Raw genomic sequence first — 22649 nt, 5'->3', positions numbered from 1 at the left:
CCGTGTTCACCTCGGTCCCGGCCGGGGTGGCGATCGGGGGAGTGCGGGCATGGTGGGGTGGACGGGCAGCCGGGGCGCGGCGGTGGCGGCGGCGGTCGTGATCGGGGTACTGGTACCGGCCACCCAGCAGGCGTCCGCGGCCCCGGCCCCGCAGGCGCACCCCGTCGCGGCCACCGCGCCCGCGGCAGGGGCCGGGTCCGCCGTACCCGGTGCCGCCCCGGGCCCGGCCGCGGCGCCCGTCGCCCCGGCCCCGCAGGCCCCCGCGATCACCCACCGCGAGGAGCGGGTCGACACCCCGGCCGGGCCGGTGACCGTCGACATCGTCGTCGCCGACCTGAACCGGTCGGAGCTGCGCGCCACCCTGCTCACCGGCGCAACGGTCGGGGAGCGGTCGTCGGTGCCCGCGCACGCCCGGCGCGGCGGCGCCGTCGCCGCGATCAACGGCGACTTCTTCGACCTGGCCCGCAGCAACGCCCCGGCCGGCCCCTCGGTCCGCGACGGCCGGGCACTCACCTCCGCCGTGCCGCCCGGGCGGCGGCTCGCCCCGGGCGTCCCCGGCGCCCGGCAGGGCGACGTCCTCGCCATCGACGACGACGGCACCCCCCGCCTGGACCGGCTCACCCTCGACGCGTCCGCGACCGGGCCGAAGGGCCGCCTGCGCATCGACACCCTCAACGCCTACGCCGTGCCCGTCGGCGGGATCGGGCTGTTCACCTCCGACTGGGCGGGCGACCGGGCCGCCACGCTGTGCGGCAGCGACACCGACCGGGACGCGCCGTGCGCACCGGACCGGTTCGAGGTCGTGGTCCGCGACGGCGCGGTCACCGCCGTCGGCCCGCCCGGCGGGGGAGCGATCCCGGCCGGGGAACAGGTCCTCGCCGGCCGCGACCAGGGCGCCGCCGCGCTGCGCGGGCTCGCCGTCGGCGACCGGGTCACCGTGCGGCAGGCGCTCACCGCCGCGTCGGGGACCGTGCCGCGGACCGCGGTCGGGGCGTCACCGATCCTGCGCGACGGCACGCCCGTCGCCGGGCTGGACGCCCGCTCGCGCGACCCGCGCAGCGCCGCGGGCCTCACCGCGCAGGGACGGCTGATCCTGCTCACCGCCGACGGCCGCGAGTCGACCTCGGTCGGGATCACCCTGGCCGAGACCGCCGAGCAGTTGCGCCGGGCGGGCGCCGTCGACGGCGTCAACCTCGACGGCGGCGGCTCCTCGACGATGGTGTTCCGCGACCAGGTCGTGAACAGCCCGTCCGAGGACGCCTACCGGCTGGTGCCCAACGCGCTCGGCGTCGTGGAGAACTGAGCGTCCGGGTCGCGGGCGACGGTGACCCCGAGCATCGCGAACAGCTGCTCCACCAGCCAGTCCCGCAGCTCGGCGTGGGCGGGCACCCGGCCCGCCTCCAGCCACACCAGCACCGAGCCCTCGACCAGCGCGACCCAGCCGCGCAGGGTCATCAGCTGCAGCGGGGTCGGGTCGGGGACGCCGCCGCGCACGCACAGCAGGTCCACGATGTGGTCGCGCACGCCGTCGACCATGGCGTCGGTCTCCCCGGTGGAGACGACCGAACCGCTGCGCAGCAGCGCGATGTAGGCCCGTGAGTGCCGGCCGACGACGTCGAGGAACACGTCCAGCGCGTCGGCCAGCTGCCCGTCCAGCGGACCGTCGGTGGGCAGCGCGACCCGGTCGATGAGCTCCTCGGCGACGCTGCCCAGCGCCGCGACGTGCAGCTCCTCCATCCCGGAGAAGTACCGGTAGAACAGCGCCCGGGACACGTCCGCGGCCCGGGTGACGTCCTCGACGGCCACCTCCTCCGGCGAGCGGGCGCCGTAGAGGTCGAGCGCGGCGGACACGAGCTGTGCGCGGCGGGCCTCGGGCGTCATACGCCGGGGTGGACGTGCGGGTGAGGTCATCACCGACGAGGGTACGGACCCCACGCCTCAGCGCCCGAGATCGACGACGATCGTCCCGTCCGTGGCCCGCCCGACACACAGCGCGGTCAGACCCGGCCCGGCCGGGTCGCCCACGGTGGTGCCCTCCACGAGCCGGACGTGGCAGGTCCCGCAGAACCCCTGCCGGCACGAGTACGGCACGTCCGGGCGCAGCGCGCGGACCGCGTCCAGCGCGGTGCGGTCGGCGGGGACCGCGACGTCCGGGCCACCGGCGATCCGGACGGTGAACGGGCGGCCGTCGCGGATCGGGGGCGGGGAGAACCGCTCGGAGTGGAACCGCTGCCCTGCGGGGAGCGCCCGGCGCAGAGACTCGATCATCGGCGGCGGGCCGCAGCAGTAGACGGCGGCGTCGGCGTCGGTCCCGGACAGCAGCTCGGCCGCCGACGGGACACCCGCGACGTCGTCGGGGCGGCGCAGGACCCGGTCCGGGGCCAGCACGGCCAGTGCGTCCGACAGTGGCATCGACGCCCGGTCCCGGCCGGTGTGCACCAGCCGCCACGGCACCCCGGCGGCGTGCGCGGCCCGGACCATCGGCGCGATCGGGGTGATCCCGATGCCGCCGGCGACGAACAGGTACGACGGCGCCGTGGCCAGCGGGAAGGCGTTGCGCGGGCCGTGCAGCCGCAGCCGCACCCCGGGGCGCAGGGCGTGCATCTCGTGCGAGCCGGTGCCCCCGGGCACCTGCCGTACCGCGATCCGGTACACCGACCGGTCGTCCGGGTCGCCGCACAGCGAGTACTGGCGCATGACCCCCGAGGGCAGCTCGACGTCGACGTGCGCGCCGGGCCGCCAGCCCGGAAGCGGCTCGGCGCCCGCCGGGACGAGGTCGAGCTCGGCGACGTCGGGGCAGGGACGGCGCACGGCGTGCACCTCGACGAGCAGCGTGCGGTCCACCGGGGTGACCGGGCGGCGGCGCCGGGCACCGGCCGTCGCGAGGGTCTGGGTCAGGGCGGTGAGCACCGACAGCGCGGTGGCCCCGCGGTTCGGGTGCGGCGGCGGCGCGGTCGAGCCCGTGCCGGGCAGCAGCGCGGGACTCATGCCGCGGACCCCTCGGCCGGGCCGGCGTGACCCGCCTCGGCGGCGCGGGCGGCGGGGGAGATCGCGAGATAGGCCACCGCGGCGTCGGTGTCGCCGTGCGCGGCCGGGTGGAACCGCGGGCTGAGGTAGGTCAGGACGGCGCGGGCGAACAGCCACGGCCCGGGCACCAGCCCGCGCCGGGAGTCCCGCAGGTAGTCGCGCAGCCGGGCCCGGCGCTGCGGTGTCCCGCGCAGGTGCGGGTCGCGGGCGCACAGGTGCCGGGTGCCGTCGACCCACAGCTTCGCCAGCGCCGGGCCGGCCACCGCCATCGCCCGGATCCGGCGCAGCCAGCGGCCGTCGAGGTGGGTGTAGAGGTCGTGCGCGACGTTGCGGTGCTCGACCTCCTCGGCACCGTGCCAGCGCAGCATGTCCAGCATGTGCGGGTCGGCCCCGGCCGCGTCCAGCGCGGCGGAGTCGAGGATCCAGGAGCCGAGGACGGCGGTGAAGTGCTCGATCGCCGCGATCAGCCCGACCCGCTCCACCAGCCACTCCCGGGCCGCGTCGCGGGTCAGACCGCGGTCGCCGAGCAGCTCCTTGAAGATCCACTCGACCTGCTCGACGAAGCGGGTCACGTCGACGCCCGCCTCGACGAGGTGGTCCAGCGCGCCCTGGTGCGAGGTCGCGTGCACGGCCTCCTGGCCGATGAACCCGCGGACGTCCTCGGCCAGCGCCTCGTCACGGACCATCGGCAGCGCGCGGGAGAAGACGTCCACGAACCAGCGCTCGCCCTCGGGCAGCAGCAGGTGCAGCACGTCGATCAGGTGCGAGGCGAACGGCTCGCCGGGGATCCAGTCGGTCCGCAGCTCGGTGAAGTCGAAACGGACGTCGCGGGCCTGGAGTGCGATCCGGTCCTCGGTCGGGTCGGCGGTCATCGTGGACGCTCCTCTCGTACTCAGCGGGTGCCGTCGACGCGGGCGAGCGCGCGGACGAGGCCGGGGGACAGCCGGGACGCGAGCAGCCCGACGTGCGCCTCGGCGGTGACCGGGGCGATCGGCAGGTCCCGCTCGACGGCGCGGACCAGCCGGGCGGCGACGCGCTGCGGGGTGTACCCGCGCCGGGTGTAGGCGGCCGCGGCGTCGCGGCGGCGGACGGCCTGGGTGGCGTCGTCGGTACCGGCGAAGCGGGTCGCCCCGGTGATCGGGGTGTCGACGAACCCGGGGCACAGCGCGGTGACCCCCACCCCGGCGCCCGCCAGCTCGGCGCGCAGGCACTGCGACAGCATCAGCACCGCCGCCTTGGTCGTGGCGTAGGCCGGCAGCGAGCGCGACGGGAGGTACGCCGCCGCCGAGGCGGTGTTGACGATCGTGCCGCCCTCGCCGTGCGCGGCGAGCAGCGCGCCGAAGTGCCGGCAGCCGTGCACGACGCCCCACAGGTTCACGTCGACGATCCGCTGCCACTCCTGCGCCGTGGTGTCGGCGAACGATCCGGCGACGGCGATCCCGGCGTTGTTGACGACGAGGTCGGGCACCCCGTGCTCGGCCGCGACCCGCTCGGCGAGGGCGGCGACGGCGGCCTCGTCGGCGACGTCGACGACCGCGGCCACCGCGCGTCCGGGCCCGTGCTGCCGGGTCACCAGGTCGACGGTCTCCGCGGCGCCGGCCTCGGAGACGTCGGCGACGACGACCCGGCCCCCCAGGTCGGCGACCTGGCGGGCGATCTCGCGGCCGATCCCGCTACCCGCCCCGGTGACGACGGCGAGCCCGCCCTCCCAGCGCGACGCCCGGCCCGGCCGCCCCCCGGTGCGGACCAGGGCTGCGCCCCGGGCCCCCGCCCGGGCCAGCGCGGGCGCGGCGGTCCCGCCGCTGCGCTCGGCGACGAGCTCGCGGACACACCGGGCGATCACGCCCGCGCGCTTGCGGACGATCCAGTGCCCGCCGGGCAGGTAGCGGACCCGCAGGTCGGGGGCGTACCCGGCGGCACTCGTCGCCATCGCGGGGGAGACGTAGGCGTCGCCGAGCGGAGCCAGGATCTGTACCGGGACGTCGGTGCGGCGCGGCTGCGGGCGGCCGAGCCGCCGCGGCAGGTTCCGCCGGTAGAGCTCCAGGCCGTTGACCGCGTCGCGCACCGAGGGGCGCGGGATCCGCTCGGTCCCCGCCACCAGCGCGCCGAGCAGCCCGCTGCGGATCATCAGCTCGGGCAGCACCGGCACCCGGAACGCCAGGGTGTACCAGGAGTGCAGCGCCTGGGTGAGCACCGGCCGCAGGTCGCGGAGCCCGCGGCGGCGCAGGAACAGCGCCACGTGGTCCAGGCACGGGCCGGAGATCGAGGTGAACGACGCGACCCGGCCGTCCATCGCCGAGGGGGTGCCGTCCTCGCGCGTGACGGCGTGCCAGGTCTGGATCGAGCCCCAGTCGTGGGCGAGCAGGTGCACCGGGGCGTCGGGGGAGACGGCGTCGGTCACCGTGCGCAGGTCGGCGGCGAGGAGCTCGAGGTCGTAGCCGGCCGGGGCGCCGGGCGCGGCCGAGCCCCCGTGGCCGCGCACGTCGTAGGTGACGACGTGGTGGTCGGCGGCGAGGTCCGCGGCGACGCGGTCCCACACGTGCCGGTCGTCGGGGTAGCCGTGCACCGCGACGACCGTCGGGTGCGACGGGTCGCCCCGTTCCTCCACGACCAGCTCCAGGCCGTCCTGCGTGGTCACCGTCCGGGTGCGGCTCGCGGACTCCACCTCGTTGTGAGACACGCCGTCATCGTAGAAAACGTGTCAACAAGACGCCACCCCCGGCCCGTCATCCGTCCCGGCGACGGCTGCGCCGCCGGGTCAGCCCCGGTCGTCGGCGGTGCGGGTGGGGTGCGGCGCCCGACCGGCCGCCCACATCGTCCCGACCCGGGCGGCCACCGCCTCGTGCGCGGCTGCGGTCGCGGTCCCCGTGGTGCGGACCCCGGCCAGCGCGTAGAGCAGCTCGCCGTCGGCGCCCAGGTCGAGGTCCAGGACGCCGTGCACCCGGGCGAGCTCCAGCACGAGCGCCGGGGCCGTGGTGCCGGCCGCGGCGGCCGCCCGGCGCAGCGGCCCCTCGTCGGCGCCGGGCAGCGTCCGGGCGCCCAGGGCGGCGGCGAGCAGGCCGAGCGCGGCGACGTCGGCCGCCCCGACCGGGACCAGGCACAGGTCCGGGCACGGCCCCGGGCCGTACCCGGGGCGGTGCTGGGCGGCGCGCAGCGGACCGGCCATCCGGCGCCAGCCGCGCACCGCCGCCGCGGTCCCGGCCGGGGCGTCGGCGTCGCGCGCGAGCGACCCCAGCGCGCGCCCCAGGCGCCGGTCGGTGAGGTCCCACGCCCCGGGGTCGCGTGGTACGGCCCGCACCACCGTCCCCGTCGCCGCACCGGTCATCGCGCCTCCTCGTCGGACCCTCGGTGACGCAGGTCGTCCGGCCCCCGTACCTCGTTACCCGGCGTGGTCAGAACTGACGAGGGGCGTAGGTTCGAGCGGTCGTCCCCGTCCCACGAACAGAGGTCCCCGCGTGTCCACCGCTCCGCCCACCTGGTTCACCGACGCACTCGCCGAGCCGGGGGAGCCCGGTCGCACCGAGAGCGACGGCGTCGAGATCCGCTTCCGCAGCTGGGGCACCCCGGGCGGGCCCGGCGTGCTGCTGGTGCACGGCGGCGCGGCGCACCTGCACTGGTGGGACCACATCGCCCCGCTGCTGACCGAGGGCACGCGCCGGGTCGTGGCGGTCGACCTGTCCGGGCACGGCGACTCCGGGCGGGCACCGTCCTACGACCTGGACCGCTGGGCCGTCGAGCTGCGCGCGGTGATCGACGCGTCGGGTCTCGGCCCCCGGCCGACGGTCATCGGGCACAGCATGGGCGGGTTCGTGACGCTCACCGCGGCGCTGCGCTACGGCGACGAGCTGGCCGGCGCCGTCGCCGTCGACTCCCCGGTCCGGGACCGGTCGCCGGAGGAGCGGGCCGCCCGTGAGCAGCGGGCGTTCGGCCCGGCGAAGGTGCACCCCGACCGCGACGCGCTGATCGCGCGGTTCCGCACCATCCCCGAGCAGCCCGGCGACCTGCCCTACGTGCACCGCCACATCGCCGAGCACAGCATCCGCGCGGTCGACGGCGGCTGGAGCTGGAAGTTCGACCCGGCCATCTTCGCCGGCATCTCGCTGACCCCCGGCGACCTCGGGCGTCCCGGCTGCCGGATCGCCCTGTTCCGGGCCGAGCACGGCCTGGTCCCGGCGGACATGGGGGAGATGGTCGTCGACCGGATGGGCCGGGCGGCACCGGTCGTCGAGATCCCCGGGGCCGGGCACCACGTGATGATCGACCAGCCGCTGGCCCTGGTGACCGCGCTGCGGACGCTGCTCGCGGACTGGGAGCACTCGGTTCCGGTGGTGGCCCCCGCGATCTAGGGTGGCCCCATGACAGAGCAGTCAGAGCTGACTCCTTCCGGACCGGCCGCTTCCGAGGAGGAGGTGCTCGTCGAGCGGCGGGACGGCGTCCTGCTGATCACGATCAACCGGCCCCGTGCGAAGAACGCTCTCAACGAGAAGGTGGCGCACGCCGTCGCCGCGGCCGTCGACGAGCTCGACGCCGACCCGGACCTGCTCGTCGGCGTGCTCACCGGGGCGGGCGGGGTGTTCTCCGCCGGGATGGATCTGAAGGCGTTCCTGCGGGGCGAGCGCCCGTCGCTGCCCGGCCGCGGGCTGTGCGGGATCACCCAGCGTCCGCCGGTCACCCCGATGATCGCCGCGGTGGAGGGCTGGGCGCTGGCCGGCGGGTTCGAGATCATGCTGGCCTGCGACCTCGTCGTCGCCGGGCGCGGCGCCCGGTTCGGGGTGCCGGAGGTGAAGCGGTCCCTGGTCGCCGCCGCGGGCGGCGCGCTGGAGCTGGCGAACCGGGTCCCCCGGGCGCTGGCCCTGGAGATGCTGCTGACCGGCGACCCGATCGACGCGACGCGCGCCGAGGCCGCCGGGCTGGTCAACCGGGTCGTCGAGGACGGCGGCGCGCTGGAGGCCGCGCTGGCGCTGGCCGCGCGGATCGCGGTGAACGGGCCGCTCGGCGTCGCCGCATCGAAGCGGATCGTGCGGGAGAGCCCGGACTGGGGCGCCGACCGCTGGGAGCGCCACGACGCGGTCGTCGGCCCGGTCCTGACCTCCGAGGACGCCCGCGAGGGCGCCACCGCGTTCGCCGAGAAGCGCGACCCGGTCTGGCGCGGCCGCTGACTCAGGCGACGAACGCCTCCCAGATCAGGAAGGCGTTCAGCCCCACCACGACCGCGGCGACGACGACCGCCGCGGTCGTGGTGACGCGGTGGTTGACCAGGTCGCCCATCACCTCGCGGCGGGCGGTCAGCCACACCAGCGGGACCAGCGCGAACGGGATGCCGAACGACAGCACGACCTGGGAGAGCACCAGCGCCTGCGTCGGGTCGATCCCGATGCCCAGCACGAGCAGGGCGGGCGCGAGGGTCAGCAGCCTGCGCAGCAGCAGCGGGATCCGGCGGCGCAGGAACCCGGCCATGATGACCTGCCCGGCGTAGGTCCCCACGCCCGAGGACGCGAACCCCGAGGCGAGCAGCGCGATCGCGAACCCGTACGCGGCGACGGCGTCGAGCTCGGTGCCCAGCCCGGCGAAGATCCCCTCCAGGGTGTCGGTGCCGGGGACGTCGGTCCCGGCGAACAGGGCGGCCGCCACGACCAGCATCGACAGGTTGACCAGCCCGGCCACGCCCATCCCGAGCGCGATGTCGGTGCGCCCGACCCGCAGCAGGAACCGGGTGTCCTCGGGCCCGCGGGCGACCAGACGGCCCTGGGTCAGCGCGGAGTGCAGATAGATCACGTGCGGCATCACGGTGGCACCCAGGATGCCGGTGGCGAGCACCAGCGAGCCGACGCCGTCGAAGCCGGGGACCAGGCCCGCGGCCAGCGCGGGCCCGTCGACGTCGGTGCGCAGCAGGGTCGACACCAGCCCGACCAGGATGATCGCGAGCAGGAACACGATCCCCCGCTCGAACGGCCGGTGCCCGCGCGACTGCAGCCCCAGCAGCACGAAGGCGATCACGCCGGTGATCACCCCGCCGGTGAACAGCGGGATCCCGAACAGCAGGTGCAGGGCGACCGCGCCGCCGATCACCTCGGCCAGGTCGGTCGCGATCGCGACGAGCTCGGCCTGGGCCCACATGAACCGGTTCCGCCACGGGGTGAGGTGCTCGCGGCACAGCTCGGGCAGGTTCTTCCCGGTTGCGAGCCCGAGCTTGGCCGAGAGCGACTGGATGAGCATCGCCATCAGGTTGGCGACGACGATCACCCACACCAGCAGGTAGCCGTAGCCGGCGCCGGCGGAGAAGTTGGTCGCGAAGTTGCCCGGGTCGACGTAGGCGACGGCGGCGACGAACGCGGGCCCGAGGACGGCGAGCCTGCCGCGCCAGCCGCGCCGGCGCAGCTGCTCCACGGTGAGCGGTGCCGCCGACGCGGCCGTGTCCGTGCTCGTCATGTGCGCCCCCGCGAGGTGATGAGGTCCGACGAAGACGCAGTGTAGGCACGACTAACTCCGCTGGTACAGACCTGTGACGGTGCAGGCCGTGCGGCTCACAGGTAGCGGTGCATCACGTGCAGGCCGGTGGTCGTGCCGTCGGGCAGGGTGAAGGCGTCGGGCACCGTGCCGACCGTGGCGAAGCCCAGCGAGTGCCACAGCGCGACCGCGCGGGTGTTGGTCGCCACGACGGCGTTGAACTGCATCGCGGAGTAGCCGTCCGCGCGGGCGAGGGCCAGCACGTGCTCGCCGAGCGCGCGTCCGGTGCCGCGCCCGGCCTCGCCCGCGTCGACCGCGAAGCTCGCGGTCGCGACGTGCGAGCCCGGCCCGGCCTGGTTGGGCCCGGTCTTCGCGGTGCCGACGACCCGGCCGTCCCGCACCGCCACGACGACCCGCGCCGGCGGCGGGAGCATCCACATGCGGGTGACCCAGGCGTCGTCGGCGTCGGGCGGGACGGTGTAGGTGCGGCCCTCGGCGAAGATCGGGCGGAGCACGGCGAGGACGGCGGGGAGGTCGTCGTCGGTGGCGGCGCGGATGTGCATGCGCTCAGGGTAGGTAGAGGTCGCGCGGGCCGGCGTCGAGCGCCTCGACGTCGCCGCCGGTGTGCTCGGCGAGCCAGTCGGCGAAGGCGCCGGTCTCCGGCTCGGCGACGGCCACGGTCAGCGTGACGTCCGTGCCGTGTGTGACATCGCACAGCCGGTACGGGGAGTGGCGAAGGTCGTGCTCCAGGCGGCCGGCGCGGTCGTGGCCGACGGCGAGCAGCAGCTCCCGGTGCCGGACCCGGCGCAGCTCGCCGACCGCGTCCAGGGCCGCGGTCAGGGCGCCGGAGTACGCGCGGACCAGCCCGCCCGCGCCGAGCTTCGTCCCGCCGAACCAGCGCGAGACGACGGCGACGACGTCGGTCAGCCCGCGCCGGGTGAGCACCTCCAGCATCGGGACGCCCGCCGTGCCCGAGGGCTCGCCGTCGTCGCTGCTGCGGGCGGTGAGGTCCCCGGTGCCGGGGTCACCGACGCGCAGCGCGGTGCAGTGGTGGGTGGCGTCCGGCCCGGCCCGGCGGACGCGGTCGATCACGTCCTGGGCGGCCCCGACGTCGGCGACCCGGGCGACGGTGCAGCGGAAGCGCGACCGGGCGATCTCGGTCTCCGCGCTCCCGTCGCGGGCGATCATCCGCACGCCGCGACCGGCCTCACACCGTGACCGCGCTCGCGATCGGCGGCGCGTCGGGATCGATTCAGTGCATCCTGGGCGTGTCCGGTGACGAGGCCGCCCGCCTCACCCGGCGGGCTCCCTCGTCCACACCAGGCGGTTCCACCGCCGACATCGAAGGGACCCCCGTCCATGAGCGACACCCTCCGCGTCCTGCGTTCCGGTCTGACTCGCGTGGCGCGCCGGATCGACGACTACACCCTCGCGGCGTTCAACCCGGTCTACCCCACCCCCGCCGACCGGGAGCGCTGAGGGCGCCCCCGGCCGGGGGAGTGCGGTCAGTCCTGCTGCTCCGGCGCGGCCAGCTTCAGCGGTCGCAGGTACACCCACAGTACGAACAACGCCCCGATGACCAGCATGCCGATGCCGGTGTCGAGGTTGAGGTTCGTCCCGCCGGTCTTGGCGAGGTTCTCCGGGTCGTCGCCCGACACGATCCCCATGACCAGCAGGACGATGCCGTAGACCCCGAACAGCAGGGCGATCACCGAGCGCAGGTCGAACAGGTTCGCCGCGGTCGAGGAGACCGGGGCGTCGGTCCCGTGGTGGTCGGGGTGGTTCTCACTCTTCGAGCTCATCGCAGGTCTCCGCTCAGCCGAACACGACGTAGAGGACGACGGTCAGGGCCAGCACCAGCGCGCCGAGGACGTTCGGACTGCGGTACCAGCCCGCGTCGTCACCGTCGGTGGAGTGGGTGCGCGCCTCCTTCGGGGTCAGGCTCCAGGTCAGGCCGACCAGCTCGGCGTCCGGCTTCGGGGTGGTCACCATCGAGACCCCCGCGGACACGCCGACACCGACGACGAACGCCGCGATGGCGCCGACGAAGCTGCCCGCCTGGCTGGACATCGTCCAGACCTCGGTACGGACCAGGATGTCGACCAGCACCGCCGCGGTGGTGCCGGAGAGCAGGCCGATCCAGGCCGACGGCCCGGTCATCCGCTTCCAGAACAGGCCGAGGATGAAGATCGCGAACAGCGGCGCGTTGAAGAAGCTGAACAGCGACTGGATGTAGTCCATCAGGTTCGCCGACCCGGACGCGATGAACGCGGTGCCGATCGCGAGCACGCAGCCGATGATCGTGACCAGCCGGCCGACGCCGAGGTAGTAGCGGTCGGCGCGGCCCGGGCGCACCCAGTCCTGCCAGATGTCGTAGGTGAACACCGTGTTGAACGAGCTGATGTTCGCCGCCATGCCGGCCATGAACGCGGCCAGCAGACCCGCGATCGCGACGCCGAGGATCCCGTTGGGCAGGACCTCCTTCATCAGCAGCGACAGCGCGTTGTTGTAGGTGATGCCCTCGACGGCGTCGCCGCCACCGGACTTCACCGCGGCGATCTGCGGGACCAGGATCCCGGCGATCATGCCCGGGGTCACGATGACCAGCACGACCAGCGCCTTCGGGAACGCGCCGATGATCGGGGTGCGCCGCGCGGCGGACATCGACTTGGCCGACAGGGCGCGCTGGACCTCGGCGAAGTTCGTCGTCCAGTAGCCGAAGGACAGCACGAACCCGAGACCGAACACGATGCCCAGCACCGACAGGAACGGGTTCGCGATCTCGGTGAGCGGGGTGCCGGGCCAGGCGTTCAGGTCCGCACCGGCGCTCGGGCCCTCGGTGACCGCACGGGTCAGGCCGTCCCAGCCGCCGACCCGGTTGAGCCCGGCGACGGTCAGCGGGATCAGCAGCGCGAGGATCACGAAGAACTGCAGGACCTCGGTGTAGATCGCGGCCGACAGCCCGCCGAGGGAGATGTAGCCCAGGACGACGACGGCCGCGACCGGGATCGCCAGGTACAGCGACCAGCCGAGCAGCGCCTCCAGGACCAGGCCCAGGGAGAACAGGTTGACCCCGGCGATCAGGATCGAGGCGACCGCGAAGATCACCGCCTGCACCCGCTGGGTGGTCTTGTTGAACCGCTTGAGCAGGAACTCCGGGACGCTGCGGGCCTTGGAGCCGTAGTAGAACGGCATCATCACGATGCCGAGGAACACCATCGCCGGGATCGCGCCCAGCCAGTAGTAGTGCACCGTCGGGATGCCGAACTGGGCGCCGTTGGCCACCATGCCGATCAGCTCGATCGCACCCAGGTTGGCCGAGATGAACGCCAGACCGGTGATCCAGGCCGGCATCGACCGGCCGGACAGCAGGAAGTCGAGACTGGAGGACACCGAGCGCCGCGCCGCGAAGCCGATGCCGAGCACCAGTACGAAGTAGAACGCGACCAGCAGGTAGTCGACCAGGTTCGGGTTGAGGCGCAGGACCTCCTGGGCGGTCATGCCGCGTCCTCCCGGGACGTCCCCGGGGCCCGCCGGGCCGTCTCGTGATGATCCATCTCGGGTAGCTCCTCGCCGTCGAGTGCGTGTGCTGCCGGTCCGCCGGCCGGTGGTGCACGACGGCACGTTGCGCGGACCAACGCACAAGCTAGACCGCACTCGATCAGAAGTGAACACTTTCGCTCGAATTCGAGACCGCTCGGTGACCTCCGCGCACGGTTCGACCGGGTCTCGACACGCAGGGTCGACCCTTGCCGCACGTTCGGTTGTGTTGCATTCTGTGCGGGTGAAGTCCCGACGGTGTCCGGCCCGGACGCGATGAGCCTGCTCGCCGAGCAGCGGCGCGAGGTGATCGTGGAGCAGGTCCGCACCCGCGGCGCGGTGCGGGTGTCCGAGCTCGCCGACCACCTCGGCGTGTCCGAGATGACCGTGCGCCGCGACCTCGACGTGCTGGCCCGGCGACGCCTGGTGGACAAGGTGCACGGCGGCGCGACGGCCGTCGGCGAGCACACCACCTCCGAGCCCGGGTTCGCCGCGAAGTCGGTGTGCGAGCTGGAGGAGAAGGACGCCATCGCCGCCGCGGCCGCCGAGCTGGTGACCCCCGGCGCCGCGATCGGCCTGTCCGCGGGCACGACGACCTGGCGGCTCGCCCAGCTGCTCGCCGCCGTGCCACGGCTGACCGTGGTGACCAACTCCGTCGCCGTCGCCGACGCGTTCCACACCGGTGGCGCCGACGCCCGCGGGACCACGGTGATCCTCACCGGGGGCGTGCGGACGCCCTCGGAGGCACTGGTCGGCCCGGTCGCGATCACCGCGCTGCGCTCGCTGAACCTGGAGACGGTGTTCCTCGGGGTGCACGGCATGAGCGCCGCGGCGGGCTTCTCCACCCCGAACCTCACCGAGCGCGACACCAACCGCGCCCTCATCGAGTCCGGCAGCAGGCTCGTGGTCGTCGCCGACCACACCAAGTGGGGCACCGTCGGGATCTCGACGATCGCCGAGCTGTCCGAGGCCGACGTCCTCGTGACCGACTCCGGTCTGGCCGACGCCGACCGTGCGGTCCTCGAGGGCGAGGTCGACCACGTGATCATTGCCCGCCCCGGAAGGTGACGTCCGTGCAGAAGGTGCAGAAGCTGACCACCCGGATGGCCGATGGCCGGGAGGTCATCTGGTTCGACGGCCCCGACCACGCCCCCCGCGACCCGGCCGATCTCGTCGACGCCCGCGACCTCCCGCGGGTCGTGCCCGCCTCCCAGCTGCGCTACGACGCGCTGGCCGGGGAGTGGGTGACGATCGCCGCGCACCGGCAGGACCGCACCTACAAGCCGCCGGCCGACCAGTGCCCGCTGTGCCCCAGCCGCGACGGCCGCCACACCGAGGTGCCGAGCCCGGAGTACGGCGTCGTCGCGTTCGAGAACCGCTTCCCGTCGTTCGGGTCGGCGCCCGGCGCTCCGCTTCCCGAGCCGGGCGAGGTGCCGCAGGCGGCGTCGGGCCGGTGCGAGGTCGTCTGCTTCACCGACGACCACGACACCCCGTTCTCCCGGCTGACGCCCGACCGCGCCCGCCTGGTGCTGGACGCGTGGGCCGACCGGACCGCCGAGCTGGGCGCCCGGCCGGGGGTCCGCTACGTCTTCCCGTTCGAGAACCGGGGCGCCGAGATCGGCGTGACGCTGTCCCACCCGCACGGCCAGATCTACGCCTACCCCTACGTCCCGCCGTTCCCGCAGCGGATGCTCGCCCACGTCGCCGCGCACCGGGAGGCGACCGGGGAGAACCTGTTCGACACGCAGCTGGCCGCCGAGCGGGCGGGGGAGCGGGTCGTCGTCGCGGGGGAGCACTGGACGGCGTTCGTGCCGCAGGCGGCGCGCTGGCCGGTCGAGGTGCACCTGTACCCGCACCGGCCGACCCCGGACCTGCCCGCCCTCGACGAGGCCCAGCGCGCCGAGTTCGCGACCCTCTACCTCGACGTGCTGCGCCGCCTCGACGCCCTCTACGACGACGAGCTGCCCTATGTCGCGGGCTGGAACCAGGCCCCGGTGCTGGAGTCCGACGGTCGCTCCGACGCCCGGCTGCACCTGCGCCTGCACTCGATCCGCCGGGCGCCCGGGAAGATCAAGTACCTGGCGGGATCGGAGTCCGGCGCGGGCGCGTTCATCTCCGACGTGCTGCCCGAGGCGGTCGCGGAGCGGCTGCGTTCGCTGTAGCCGGGTCGACGGCGACCGCAGGAACGCGCGGTGATCCGTTGTCCGACCGCGTCCGGAGGCGCGCGCCCGGCGGATCTGCGCGCGGAACGCGGATCATCGAGGGGGGCGTGGACCGCGGACGTGCTCCGCCCCGACGTGCGTCGAGGCCGGTACCCCTCCCCAGGGGCACCGGCCTCGGACGTCGGTGACGCGGTCGGTCAGACCCGGACCGCGTTGTGGAACGGCATCGCGTCGATGTCGGAGTACTTGACCGGCTCGCCGCTGGTGGAGGCGTGGAGCACCTTGCCGTTGCCGGCGTAGATGCCGACGTGGCTCACCGGGGAGTAGAAGAACACCAGGTCGCCGGGCTTGAGCTGGCTCTTGGAGACCGGGGTGCCGTCCATCTGCGACTGCGCGCTGGAGGTGCGCGGCAGGTCGACGCCGATCTGCTCGAACGCCCAGACCATCAGACCGGAGCAGTCGAACGCGCTCGGGCCGGTGGCGCCCCACTTGTAGGGCTTGCCGAGCTGCTGCTTGGCCTGGGCGAGCGCCTGGGCGCCGTCCGAGGAACCGGTCAGACCGCCGACGATGTCGCCGAGGCCGCCGCCGTCACCGTCGTCGTCACCGCCGCCGCCGCCGTTGCGGGCGGCCGCCTCGGCGGCCTTCGCACGGGCCTCGGCCGCCTTCGCGGCGGCCTCCTTCTGGGCGACCGCGGCGATGCGGGCCGCGTCGGCCTTCTCGAACGCCTGCGGGACCGACGCGGTGACGTGCTCGAAACCGCTGGTCAGGGTGGACGCGGCGTCGCTGGTGCCGGTGCCGCCGTGCTCGGAGCCCGCTGCCGGGACCGACAGCTTCATCGTGGCCTCGTTGGCCGCGCCGGTGAGGTCCATGTCCGCGGAGGTCTCGGGGGACTGCTCCGGCGAGCTGAGCGTCGACACGACGCCCATGACCGCGGTGGCGCCGACCAGGGTGGCCGACATGGTCGCGACGACCGCGCGCGGGTGACGCCCGAGCGGCCCGGTGTCCGAGGTGCCGCGGAGCAGGCCGATCGCGGTCCGCGAGGTGACGCCGGCGGGGGTGTCCGGCACGTCGCGGGTGATGACGGTGTCGACGCCGGACGCGGCGGGGAGGCCGGTCGCGGGGGTGTCGATGCGCTCCAGGTCCGGGCCGGGGGCCTCGGAACGGCGGGCTCGGCGGCTGCCGGGCGCGGGGGTGTCGAAACCGGCCTCGGAGTACCGCGCGAGCAGATCGGCGGCGGAGATGCCCGCGCCGGCGTCACGGTCCCGGCGACGCCGGGGGACGTCGCTCTCGGATGTATGGAGGTCCGGGGTGAGTGCAGTGGTCATTCGGGGGTCCTCGCCACCCCGGATCCGCCCCGGTCCTCGTGACCGGACACGGCTCCGCCCGCTGCGTGCTGGGTGGGCGCCAGGGGGAGTGTCGGCCAGCGGGGAGCGGGGGACCGACCAGGCGCACCAGCCGACATCTCGTCGACCAGCCAGGAGGGACCGTAACCGCTCCGTGACACGCACACCGACCGGGCTCGCCGGGTGTGCGGCGAACGGCCGGTCCGGAGCGACCCACGTACCGGACCCACGTCCAACGGTGGGTGCGGTGCGCCGTTCGGGTCGTACGGTCGGTGTGCTGCGCCGAACGGTGCGTCCGGGTCGGTGTCACGGTGCGCACCGTGACCGGGAAAAGCCCCGGACGGACCAGCTCGTCACGAACCCGGCACGCCCGCCGGTGGCGCCCGGGCGGCACCCCGTCCGGTGACTGCGCCGGGAGGCGGTCCGGATCGTGGCGGACGGAGCAGCACGCGGGAGGCGTCCCGTGCCTGGTGAGCGCGGGTGCCGGGTGCTCTGCGACGATCGGGGCGCGTGCCGGCCGTGACCGGTGCGGCGCGCACCGGCCGGCTCGACGCCGTGGTCCGGTGCCCGGTGCGGCGCAACGTGACGTCGGCCGCACACGGTGAACCGGGCGGCGGTCCGCGACGTAGGCACACGGGGTCACGTCCGCGGGCGGTCGGGTCCCGGGGCCGGACCACCGACACGGACCCACCGACGAGGACCCACGACCCGGGAGGTCGCAGCAGTGCCGGACCGAGCAGGCGGCCCCGTCTGGGTGGGCGAGCTCGCCCACCATCGTGCCGTGCACGGCACGGGTCGTGGGGCCGGTGACCTCGTCGTCCCGCCGCGGTTCGGCTCGGCCCGGCTGCTGGTGACCGACGGCGGCGTGCCCGTCGGGCAGGCCGACGTCCCGCTGCACGAGGGCCGGGCGCGCGCCGCCGACCTGGCCCGCGCCGCCGCGGCCGTCGCCGGGCGTGAGCCGCCGGGGGAGCCTGCGGTGTCGGCCGAGCCGCTCACCGTCGTGGTCGCGACGCGGGGGCGGCCGAACAGCGTGCGCCGCTGCCTGGCCGCGGTGCTGGCAGGCGACCACCCGGACGTGACCGTGCTCGTCGTCGACAACGATCCGCCCGACGAGCGCACCCGCGAGGTCGTCCGTGACTGCGCGGACCCGCGGGTCCGCTACGTCCGCGAGCCGCGCCGCGGTGTCTCGGTCGGGCGCAACCGCGGCCTCGCCGAGGCCCGCACCGCGGTCGTCGCGTTCACCGACGACGACACCGAGCCCGACCCGCGGTGGGCGTCGCGGATCGCCGGGTCCTTCGCCGAGGACCCGGGGCTCACCGCGCTGAGCGGGCCGGTGCTCGCCGCGCGGCTGGAGACCCCCGAGGAGCGGGCCGCCGACGTCGCGCTGGCCTGGAACAAGGGCTTCCTGCCGCGCCGGTTCCGGCTCGACGACCCGCCCGCGGACTCCCCGGTGTTCCCGTTCTCACCGGGCCTGTTCGGGATCGGCGCCAACCTGGCGGTGCGCGCCGAGCCGGTCCGTGCGCTCGGCGGGTTCGACGAGGCGCTGGGACCGGGCCGGCCCACCCGGGGCGGTGAGGACATCGAGCTGCTGGTCCGGATCGTGCTCGACGGCGGCACCCTGGCCTACCTGCCCTCGGCGTGGGTGTGGCACCACCACCGGCCGTCGCCGGGGGAGCTGCGCGAGCAGATGGGCGGCTACGCGCTGGGTCTGGGCGCGTTCCTGGGCAAGGTCGCACTGGACCCGCGGGCGCGCCGGCTCGCGGTGCGCCGGTTCCCGGCCGCGGTCGGGCGCCTGCGTGACATCGTGCGCCGCGAGTCCTCGACGCCGGCGACGGTCGCGCGGGCCCGGCAGGAGCCCGCGCCCGCCGCGGTCGGCGCGCCCGGCCCGACCCCGGGTCCGGTCCCGATCGCGACCGAGGAGCGCCCGGCGCCGCAGGACGTCGCCGCGCTGCCGGGCGGCGCGGGCGCCCGCAAGCTGCGCGGGCTGGTGTCCGGTCCGGCGCTCTACCTCCAGGCGCGCCGTCAGGTGCAGGCCGAGGGCGGGACGACCCCGCCGCTGACCGGCCCGGCCCGGCCGCTGCGGCGGCGCTGACCGCGGTCCGGGCCCGGCGGGCCCGCCACCGGGCGCCGGCCCCGGGGTCGGCGGTCCGACGGCGGGCCGGAGCCCGGGATCAGGTCCCGGTCCAGCTCGGGGTGCCGCCCTGCCCGAACCCGGCGACCGTCGTGCGGAAGTCGGTCGATCCGTAGACCCGGTCGACCACCGCGGTGTCGTCGGCGGACCGGTCGTCCAGCAGCCGTTTGGTCGCCCAGATCGTCAGCGGTGCGCCGGTGGTGAGCCGCCCGGTGAGCGCGTCCAGTCCCGCGTCGAGGTCGTCGACGACGGCGTGCAGGAACCCCGGCACCCGCGCGGCCTCCACTGTCTCCAGCATCCGCGCGGTGAGCAGCAGGTCCGCCGTCAGCGGTCGGCCCAGGGCCTCGACCATCAGGTCCAGGGTCCGCGCGGACAGGCAGTTGCCCAGCGTGCGGGCGATCGGCACGCCGAACCGGGACCCGGGCGTCGCGATGCGCAGGTCGGCCGCGCAGGCGATGCCCAGCCCGCCGCCGACGCAGTACCCGGCGACCGCGGCCACGGTGGGCACGCCGACGGCGCGGACCCGGTCGAGCACGGCGGTGACCCGGCGCTCGTAGGCCACCCCGTCGGCGCCCGAGGCGAACGCGCGGAACTGGCCGATGTCGGTGCCCGCGGCGAAGGCCCGGCCGCCCTCGCCGCGCACGACGAGCGCCCGGACCTCCGGGTCGGCATCGGCCCGCTCGCACGCCGCCACCAGCCCCTCGTACATGTCCCAGGTCAGTGCGTTGCGCCGCTCGGGACGGCGGAAGGTCACGGTGAGCACCCCGGCCGCGAGCTCCGCGGTCACCTCCGGGCTCACGCGTGGCCCCCGCGGGCGGGGTCGGACAGCTCGGCGAGGACGTCGTCGGTCGCCGCGCCGAGCGGGGGCCCGGCGGTGCCCCGCCGCGCGGGGGTGCGGGAGAAGCGCATCGGCGACCCCAGCTGGCGGACCGCGGGCAGGGTCGGGTGCGGGGCGTCCCAGAAGAAGTCCCGGCCGGTGAGCAGCGGATCGGTGAAGACCTCGCCCAAGGCCGAGGCGCTCCACCAGCAGCACGCGGTGCACGGCACGCCGCTGCGCTCGCGGCTGTTCGGCGCGATCCGCACGCTGAACCGGCTCGGGTCGGCGACCGCGCCGCTGTCCAACCTGCCCGGCCGGGTCGGGGTGCTGCGCCGGCTCGCCGAGCGGACCGTCGGGATCACCGCGCGCCGCCCGCTGCCGCGCTTCGACCGGGACAACCTGGTGCGGTGGTTCCGGCGCCGTGACCCCGCGCGGGCCGCCGCACCGGCCGGGACCGTCGTGTGGCTGGCCGACTCGTTCACCACCTTCACCGAGCCGCACATCGGGCGGGCCGCGATCGGTCTGCTGGAGCGTGCCGGGTGGCGGGTCGAGCTGGCCGGCGGCGGCTGCTGCGGCCGGTCCAGCCTGTCCAAGGGACTGCTCGACGACGCCCGTCGCAAGGCGACCGGCCTGGTCACCTCGCTCGCCCGGGACACACCGGCCGACGCGCCGATCGTCGGCTGCGAGCCGTCGTGCGTGTTCACCCTGCGCGACGAGACCCTCGCCCTGCTCCCGGACAGCGCCGAGGCCCGGTCGGTGGGCGAGCGGGTCCGCCAGGTCGAGGAGCTGCTCGTCGAGGCCCTCGACGACGGCCGCCTGGTCCTGCCGGAGCGGTCGGCGCTGAGCGGGCGGCGCGTGGTCTACCACGGGCACTGCCACCAGAAGGCCGAGGTCGGGACCGCGGCGACGCTCGCGCTGCTGCGCCGCATCCCCGGGCTGGAGGTCTCCGAGATCGACTCCGGCTGCTGCGGGATGGCGGGCTCGTTCGGCTTCGAGGCCGAGCACTACGCGACCTCGATGGAGGTCGGCCGGGACCGGCTGCTCCCGGCGATCGACGCCGAGCCCGCCGACACCCTGGTCGCCGCGACCGGCGTCTCCTGCCGCCAGCAGATCTTCCACGGCGCCGGGCGCACCGCCTGGCACCCGCTGGAGCTGGTGCGCGAGGCACTCGGCCCGGCCGGGACGGTGTGAGCGGATGCGACTGGTCCGCTACGACTCCGGCCAGGGCCCCCGCACGGGGCGGGTCGAGACCGGCGGCGACGGCGACGTCGTCCGCGAGCTGGGCCCGTCCGGGCCGGGGGCGGTCGCCGGGCGGCTCGCCGAGGTCGTCCTGCTCGCCCCCTGCGACCCCCGCACCATCGTGTGCGTCGGGAGCAACTACCCCTGCCAGCTCGCCGAGAAGGGGCGTCCCCGCCCGGAGCGGCCCGCGCTGTTCCTCAAGGCGCCCAATGCCGTCGTCGGACCGGGGAAGCCGGTGCTGCGCCCGGCCGGGGTGGAACGGCTGGAGTACGAGGGCGAGCTCGCGGTGGTGATCGGCCGCCGGGCCCGTGACCTGGACGAACGCACCGCCTGGTCGCACGTGCTCGGCCTGACCTGCGCCAACGACGTCACCGCGCACGACTACCGCGCCGACGGGCAGTGGGCGCGGGCGAAGAGCGCGGACACCTTCTGCCCGCTCGGGCCGTGCATCGAGACCGAGCCGGGCGCGGGGCCGTGGGGGCTGCGGACCACGCTGAACGGCCGCACCGTCCAGGAGTCCGACACCGGGGCGATGATCTTCGACGTCGCGCGGATCCTCGCCCACGTGACCCGCTGGACCACGCTGCAGCCCGGCGACGTCGTGCTCACCGGCAGCCCCGGCGGGGTCGGGCCGATGACCGCGGGGGACCGGGTCACCGTCGAGATCGACGGCGTCGGGACCCTGGAGAACCCGGTCGCCGACCGGCCCGCGCCCGTCCCGCACTGAGCCGGCCCGGCCCGCCGCAGCTCGGCTCAGCCCCGGCCCACCGGCTCCGGCGTGTCCAGCTCGGCGGGAGCGGGCGCGCCCGCCACCCCGGCGGCGCTGCGGTAGACGTCGCCGAGCCGGGCCGCCCACGGCGCCGCCGCGAACCGGTCGAGGAACCGCCGCCGGGCCCCGGCCCCGAGCCGGGCGCGCAGCTCGGCGTCGCGGGTCAGCCGCACCAGCTCGTCGGCGATCCGGGTGGCGTCGACCGGGGCCAGCAGCCCGGTCTCGCGGGTCACGATCTCCGGGATCCCGCCGACCCGCGTCGCGACCGCCGGGGTCCCGGTGCCGTGGCCGAGCAACAGCATGCGGGGCATCGTGTCGTGCCGGGTCGTGTGCAGCTGCACGTCGGCGGCGCGGAGCAGCGCGACCGGGTCGGTGCTGCGGCGGAACGCCACCCGGCCGGACAGGGCCTCGTCGGCGGCGACGCGCGACTCCAGCCACGGCCGCAGCGGCCCGTCGCCGCCGAGCACCACGGTGAGCGGCTCGTCCGGTCCGATCCCGGCGACGGCGTCGAGCAGCATGTCCTGCCCCTGGCCGCGGCGCATCGGCGCGACCGACACGGCGACGACCTCGTGGTCGTCCACGCCGAGCCCGCGCCGCAGACGCTCCCGCTCCTCGGGCGTGCCCTCGCCGGGGTCGGCGGCGCCGTCCGGGATCACCGACAGGCCCTCGGTGGACCCGGCGGCGCGGCGGTACCAGTCGCGCTGCAGGGCGGACGTCGCGATCGTGCGATTCATGAACCGCTTGCGTGCCAACGTCTTCGCGGTCCGCCGGAGCTGGTCGCCGCGGTCGGCGGGGTGCTCGTGGATGTGGTGCAGCGTGGACACCGCGGGCACCCGCAGCCGGGCCGCGGCGGCCGAGCCCACGACGTCGGGCCGGGCGCCGTGGGTGTGCACCAGGTCGACACCGTGCTCCCGGAACGCGGCGAGGACCTTCAGCACGGCACGCGGGTCCCACGGCGCGACGTTCAGCTCGACCGGTGGCGCCCCGGCGCGGGCCATGCGCTCGGCGACGTCGGAGTGCCCGGACGGGGCCAGCGCGACGACCACCACCCGGAACCCGGCGTCCGGGGCCGCGGCGGCGAGGTCACCGAGCGCGGCGGCGACGCCACGGTCGTCGAGCGACTCGACGAGGTGTCCGATCGTCAGGGTCCTGCTGTGTTCGCTGGTGGGCACGG

The 22649-nt window shown here is 75.6% G+C and carries 22 protein-coding genes; 8 read left to right on the top strand and 14 right to left on the bottom strand.

Annotated features, from left to right (window positions below; all coding sequences use genetic code 11):
- Positions 1-49: 49 nt before the first annotated feature.
- On the top strand, positions 50-1303 hold the full coding sequence (locus MTO91_RS18210; protein ID WP_476652034.1) for a phosphodiester glycosidase family protein: 1254 nt from the start codon (positions 50-52) through the stop codon (positions 1301-1303).
- Here MTO91_RS18210 and MTO91_RS18205 read toward each other — a convergent pair.
- The 5 genes from MTO91_RS18205 to MTO91_RS18185 form a co-directional block, all read right to left on the bottom strand.
- Positions 1261-1911 carry a TetR/AcrR family transcriptional regulator gene (locus tag MTO91_RS18205; RefSeq protein ID WP_246352729.1) on the bottom strand — a complete coding sequence of 217 codons (651 nt, stop codon included), beginning with the start codon at positions 1909-1911 and terminating at the stop codon, positions 1261-1263. The two genes, MTO91_RS18210 and MTO91_RS18205, sit on opposite strands and share 43 nt — an antisense overlap.
- A gap of 27 nt (positions 1912-1938) precedes the next feature.
- Positions 1939-2988 carry a PDR/VanB family oxidoreductase gene (locus tag MTO91_RS18200; RefSeq protein ID WP_476652033.1) on the bottom strand — a complete coding sequence of 350 codons (1050 nt, stop codon included), beginning with the start codon at positions 2986-2988 and terminating at the stop codon, positions 1939-1941.
- Positions 2985-3899 (bottom strand): metal-dependent hydrolase, encoded by a 915-nt coding sequence (locus tag MTO91_RS18195; protein ID WP_476652032.1) that lies wholly within the window; start codon positions 3897-3899, stop codon positions 2985-2987. The genes MTO91_RS18200 and MTO91_RS18195 overlap by 4 nt, the downstream gene beginning before the upstream one ends.
- Positions 3900-3919: 20 nt before the next feature.
- Positions 3920-5707 carry an SDR family oxidoreductase gene (locus MTO91_RS18190; protein WP_476652031.1) on the bottom strand — a complete coding sequence of 596 codons (1788 nt, stop codon included), beginning with the start codon at positions 5705-5707 and terminating at the stop codon, positions 3920-3922.
- A 78-nt stretch (positions 5708-5785) separates the two neighbouring features.
- Positions 5786-6352: a hypothetical protein gene (locus MTO91_RS18185; RefSeq protein WP_476652029.1), complete on the bottom strand. Its 567-nt coding sequence runs from the start codon at positions 6350-6352 to the stop codon at positions 5786-5788.
- Between the two features lie 130 nt (positions 6353-6482).
- On the opposite strand from MTO91_RS18185, the gene MTO91_RS18180 reads away from it, so the two are divergent.
- Entirely contained in the window at positions 6483-7373 is an 891-nt protein-coding gene (locus MTO91_RS18180) for an alpha/beta fold hydrolase (protein ID WP_476652027.1), read from the top strand.
- A 9-nt stretch (positions 7374-7382) separates the two neighbouring features.
- Positions 7383-8186 carry a crotonase/enoyl-CoA hydratase family protein gene (locus MTO91_RS18175; protein ID WP_476652026.1) on the top strand — a complete coding sequence of 268 codons (804 nt, stop codon included), beginning with the start codon at positions 7383-7385 and terminating at the stop codon, positions 8184-8186.
- A 1-nt stretch (position 8187) separates the two neighbouring features.
- Here MTO91_RS18175 and MTO91_RS18170 read toward each other — a convergent pair whose 3' ends face one another.
- From MTO91_RS18170 to MTO91_RS18150, 5 genes are all read right to left on the bottom strand, one after another.
- Positions 8188-9456, bottom strand: a complete 1269-nt coding sequence (locus MTO91_RS18170; RefSeq protein ID WP_476652024.1) for an Nramp family divalent metal transporter — start codon at positions 9454-9456, stop codon at positions 8188-8190.
- A 95-nt stretch (positions 9457-9551) separates the two neighbouring features.
- On the bottom strand, positions 9552-10037 hold the full coding sequence (locus MTO91_RS18165) for a GNAT family N-acetyltransferase (protein WP_062396171.1): 486 nt from the start codon (positions 10035-10037) through the stop codon (positions 9552-9554).
- A gap of 4 nt (positions 10038-10041) precedes the next feature.
- Entirely contained in the window at positions 10042-10668 is a 627-nt protein-coding gene (locus MTO91_RS18160; protein WP_476652023.1) for an IMPACT family protein, read from the bottom strand.
- A gap of 311 nt (positions 10669-10979) precedes the next feature.
- On the bottom strand, positions 10980-11276 hold the full coding sequence (locus MTO91_RS18155) for a hypothetical protein (RefSeq protein ID WP_224402010.1): 297 nt from the start codon (positions 11274-11276) through the stop codon (positions 10980-10982).
- Positions 11277-11289: 13 nt separating this feature from the next.
- A complete protein-coding gene (locus MTO91_RS18150; RefSeq protein ID WP_251785182.1) occupies positions 11290-12975 on the bottom strand; it encodes a sodium:solute symporter family protein in 1686 nt (561 codons plus the stop codon).
- Between the two features lie 315 nt (positions 12976-13290).
- Here MTO91_RS18150 and MTO91_RS18145 point away from each other — a divergent pair, with 315 nt between their 5' ends.
- Together MTO91_RS18145 and galT are read left to right on the top strand one after the other, a co-directional pair.
- Complete coding sequence (locus MTO91_RS18145; RefSeq protein WP_208822112.1) at positions 13291-14082, top strand: DeoR/GlpR family DNA-binding transcription regulator; 792 nt, start codon at positions 13291-13293, stop codon at positions 14080-14082.
- A gap of 35 nt (positions 14083-14117) precedes the next feature.
- A complete protein-coding gene (gene galT, locus MTO91_RS18140; protein ID WP_476654915.1) occupies positions 14118-15176 on the top strand; it encodes a galactose-1-phosphate uridylyltransferase in 1059 nt (352 codons plus the stop codon).
- Positions 15177-15373: 197 nt separating this feature from the next.
- Here galT and MTO91_RS18135 read toward each other — a convergent pair whose 3' ends face one another.
- Positions 15374-16501 (bottom strand): C40 family peptidase, encoded by a 1128-nt coding sequence (locus tag MTO91_RS18135; RefSeq protein ID WP_476652021.1) that lies wholly within the window; start codon positions 16499-16501, stop codon positions 15374-15376.
- Between the two features lie 799 nt (positions 16502-17300).
- Here MTO91_RS18135 and MTO91_RS18130 point away from each other — a divergent pair.
- The gene (locus tag MTO91_RS18130) at positions 17301-18611 is read left to right on the top strand and encodes a glycosyltransferase family 2 protein (protein ID WP_476652020.1); all 1311 of its coding nucleotides are present in this window, start codon (positions 17301-17303) and stop codon (positions 18609-18611) included.
- Between the two features lie 79 nt (positions 18612-18690).
- Here MTO91_RS18130 and MTO91_RS18125 read toward each other — a convergent pair whose 3' ends face one another.
- Positions 18691-19449, bottom strand: a complete 759-nt coding sequence (locus MTO91_RS18125; protein WP_476652018.1) for an enoyl-CoA hydratase — start codon at positions 19447-19449, stop codon at positions 18691-18693.
- Positions 19446-19658, bottom strand: a complete 213-nt coding sequence (locus MTO91_RS18120; RefSeq protein ID WP_345652137.1) for a hypothetical protein — start codon at positions 19656-19658, stop codon at positions 19446-19448. The genes MTO91_RS18125 and MTO91_RS18120 overlap by 4 nt, the downstream gene beginning before the upstream one ends.
- On the opposite strand from MTO91_RS18120, the gene MTO91_RS18115 reads away from it, so the two are divergent.
- Both MTO91_RS18115 and MTO91_RS18110 read left to right on the top strand, forming a co-directional pair.
- Positions 19642-20658: a heterodisulfide reductase-related iron-sulfur binding cluster gene (locus tag MTO91_RS18115; RefSeq protein WP_405416279.1), complete on the top strand. Its 1017-nt coding sequence runs from the start codon at positions 19642-19644 to the stop codon at positions 20656-20658. The two genes, MTO91_RS18120 and MTO91_RS18115, sit on opposite strands and share 17 nt — an antisense overlap.
- A 4-nt stretch (positions 20659-20662) precedes the next feature.
- Positions 20663-21433 carry a fumarylacetoacetate hydrolase family protein gene (locus MTO91_RS18110; RefSeq protein WP_476652017.1) on the top strand — a complete coding sequence of 257 codons (771 nt, stop codon included), beginning with the start codon at positions 20663-20665 and terminating at the stop codon, positions 21431-21433.
- Between the two features lie 26 nt (positions 21434-21459).
- On the opposite strand, the gene MTO91_RS18105 is transcribed toward MTO91_RS18110, so the two are convergent.
- Positions 21460-22647, bottom strand: a complete 1188-nt coding sequence (locus tag MTO91_RS18105; protein WP_251785173.1) for a glycosyltransferase family 4 protein — start codon at positions 22645-22647, stop codon at positions 21460-21462.
- Positions 22648-22649: the final 2 nt, after the last annotated feature.

This window comes from Pseudonocardia sp. 2-7 (assembly GCF_056341085.1).
This window is presented reverse-complemented; position numbering and strand designations above follow the sequence as displayed.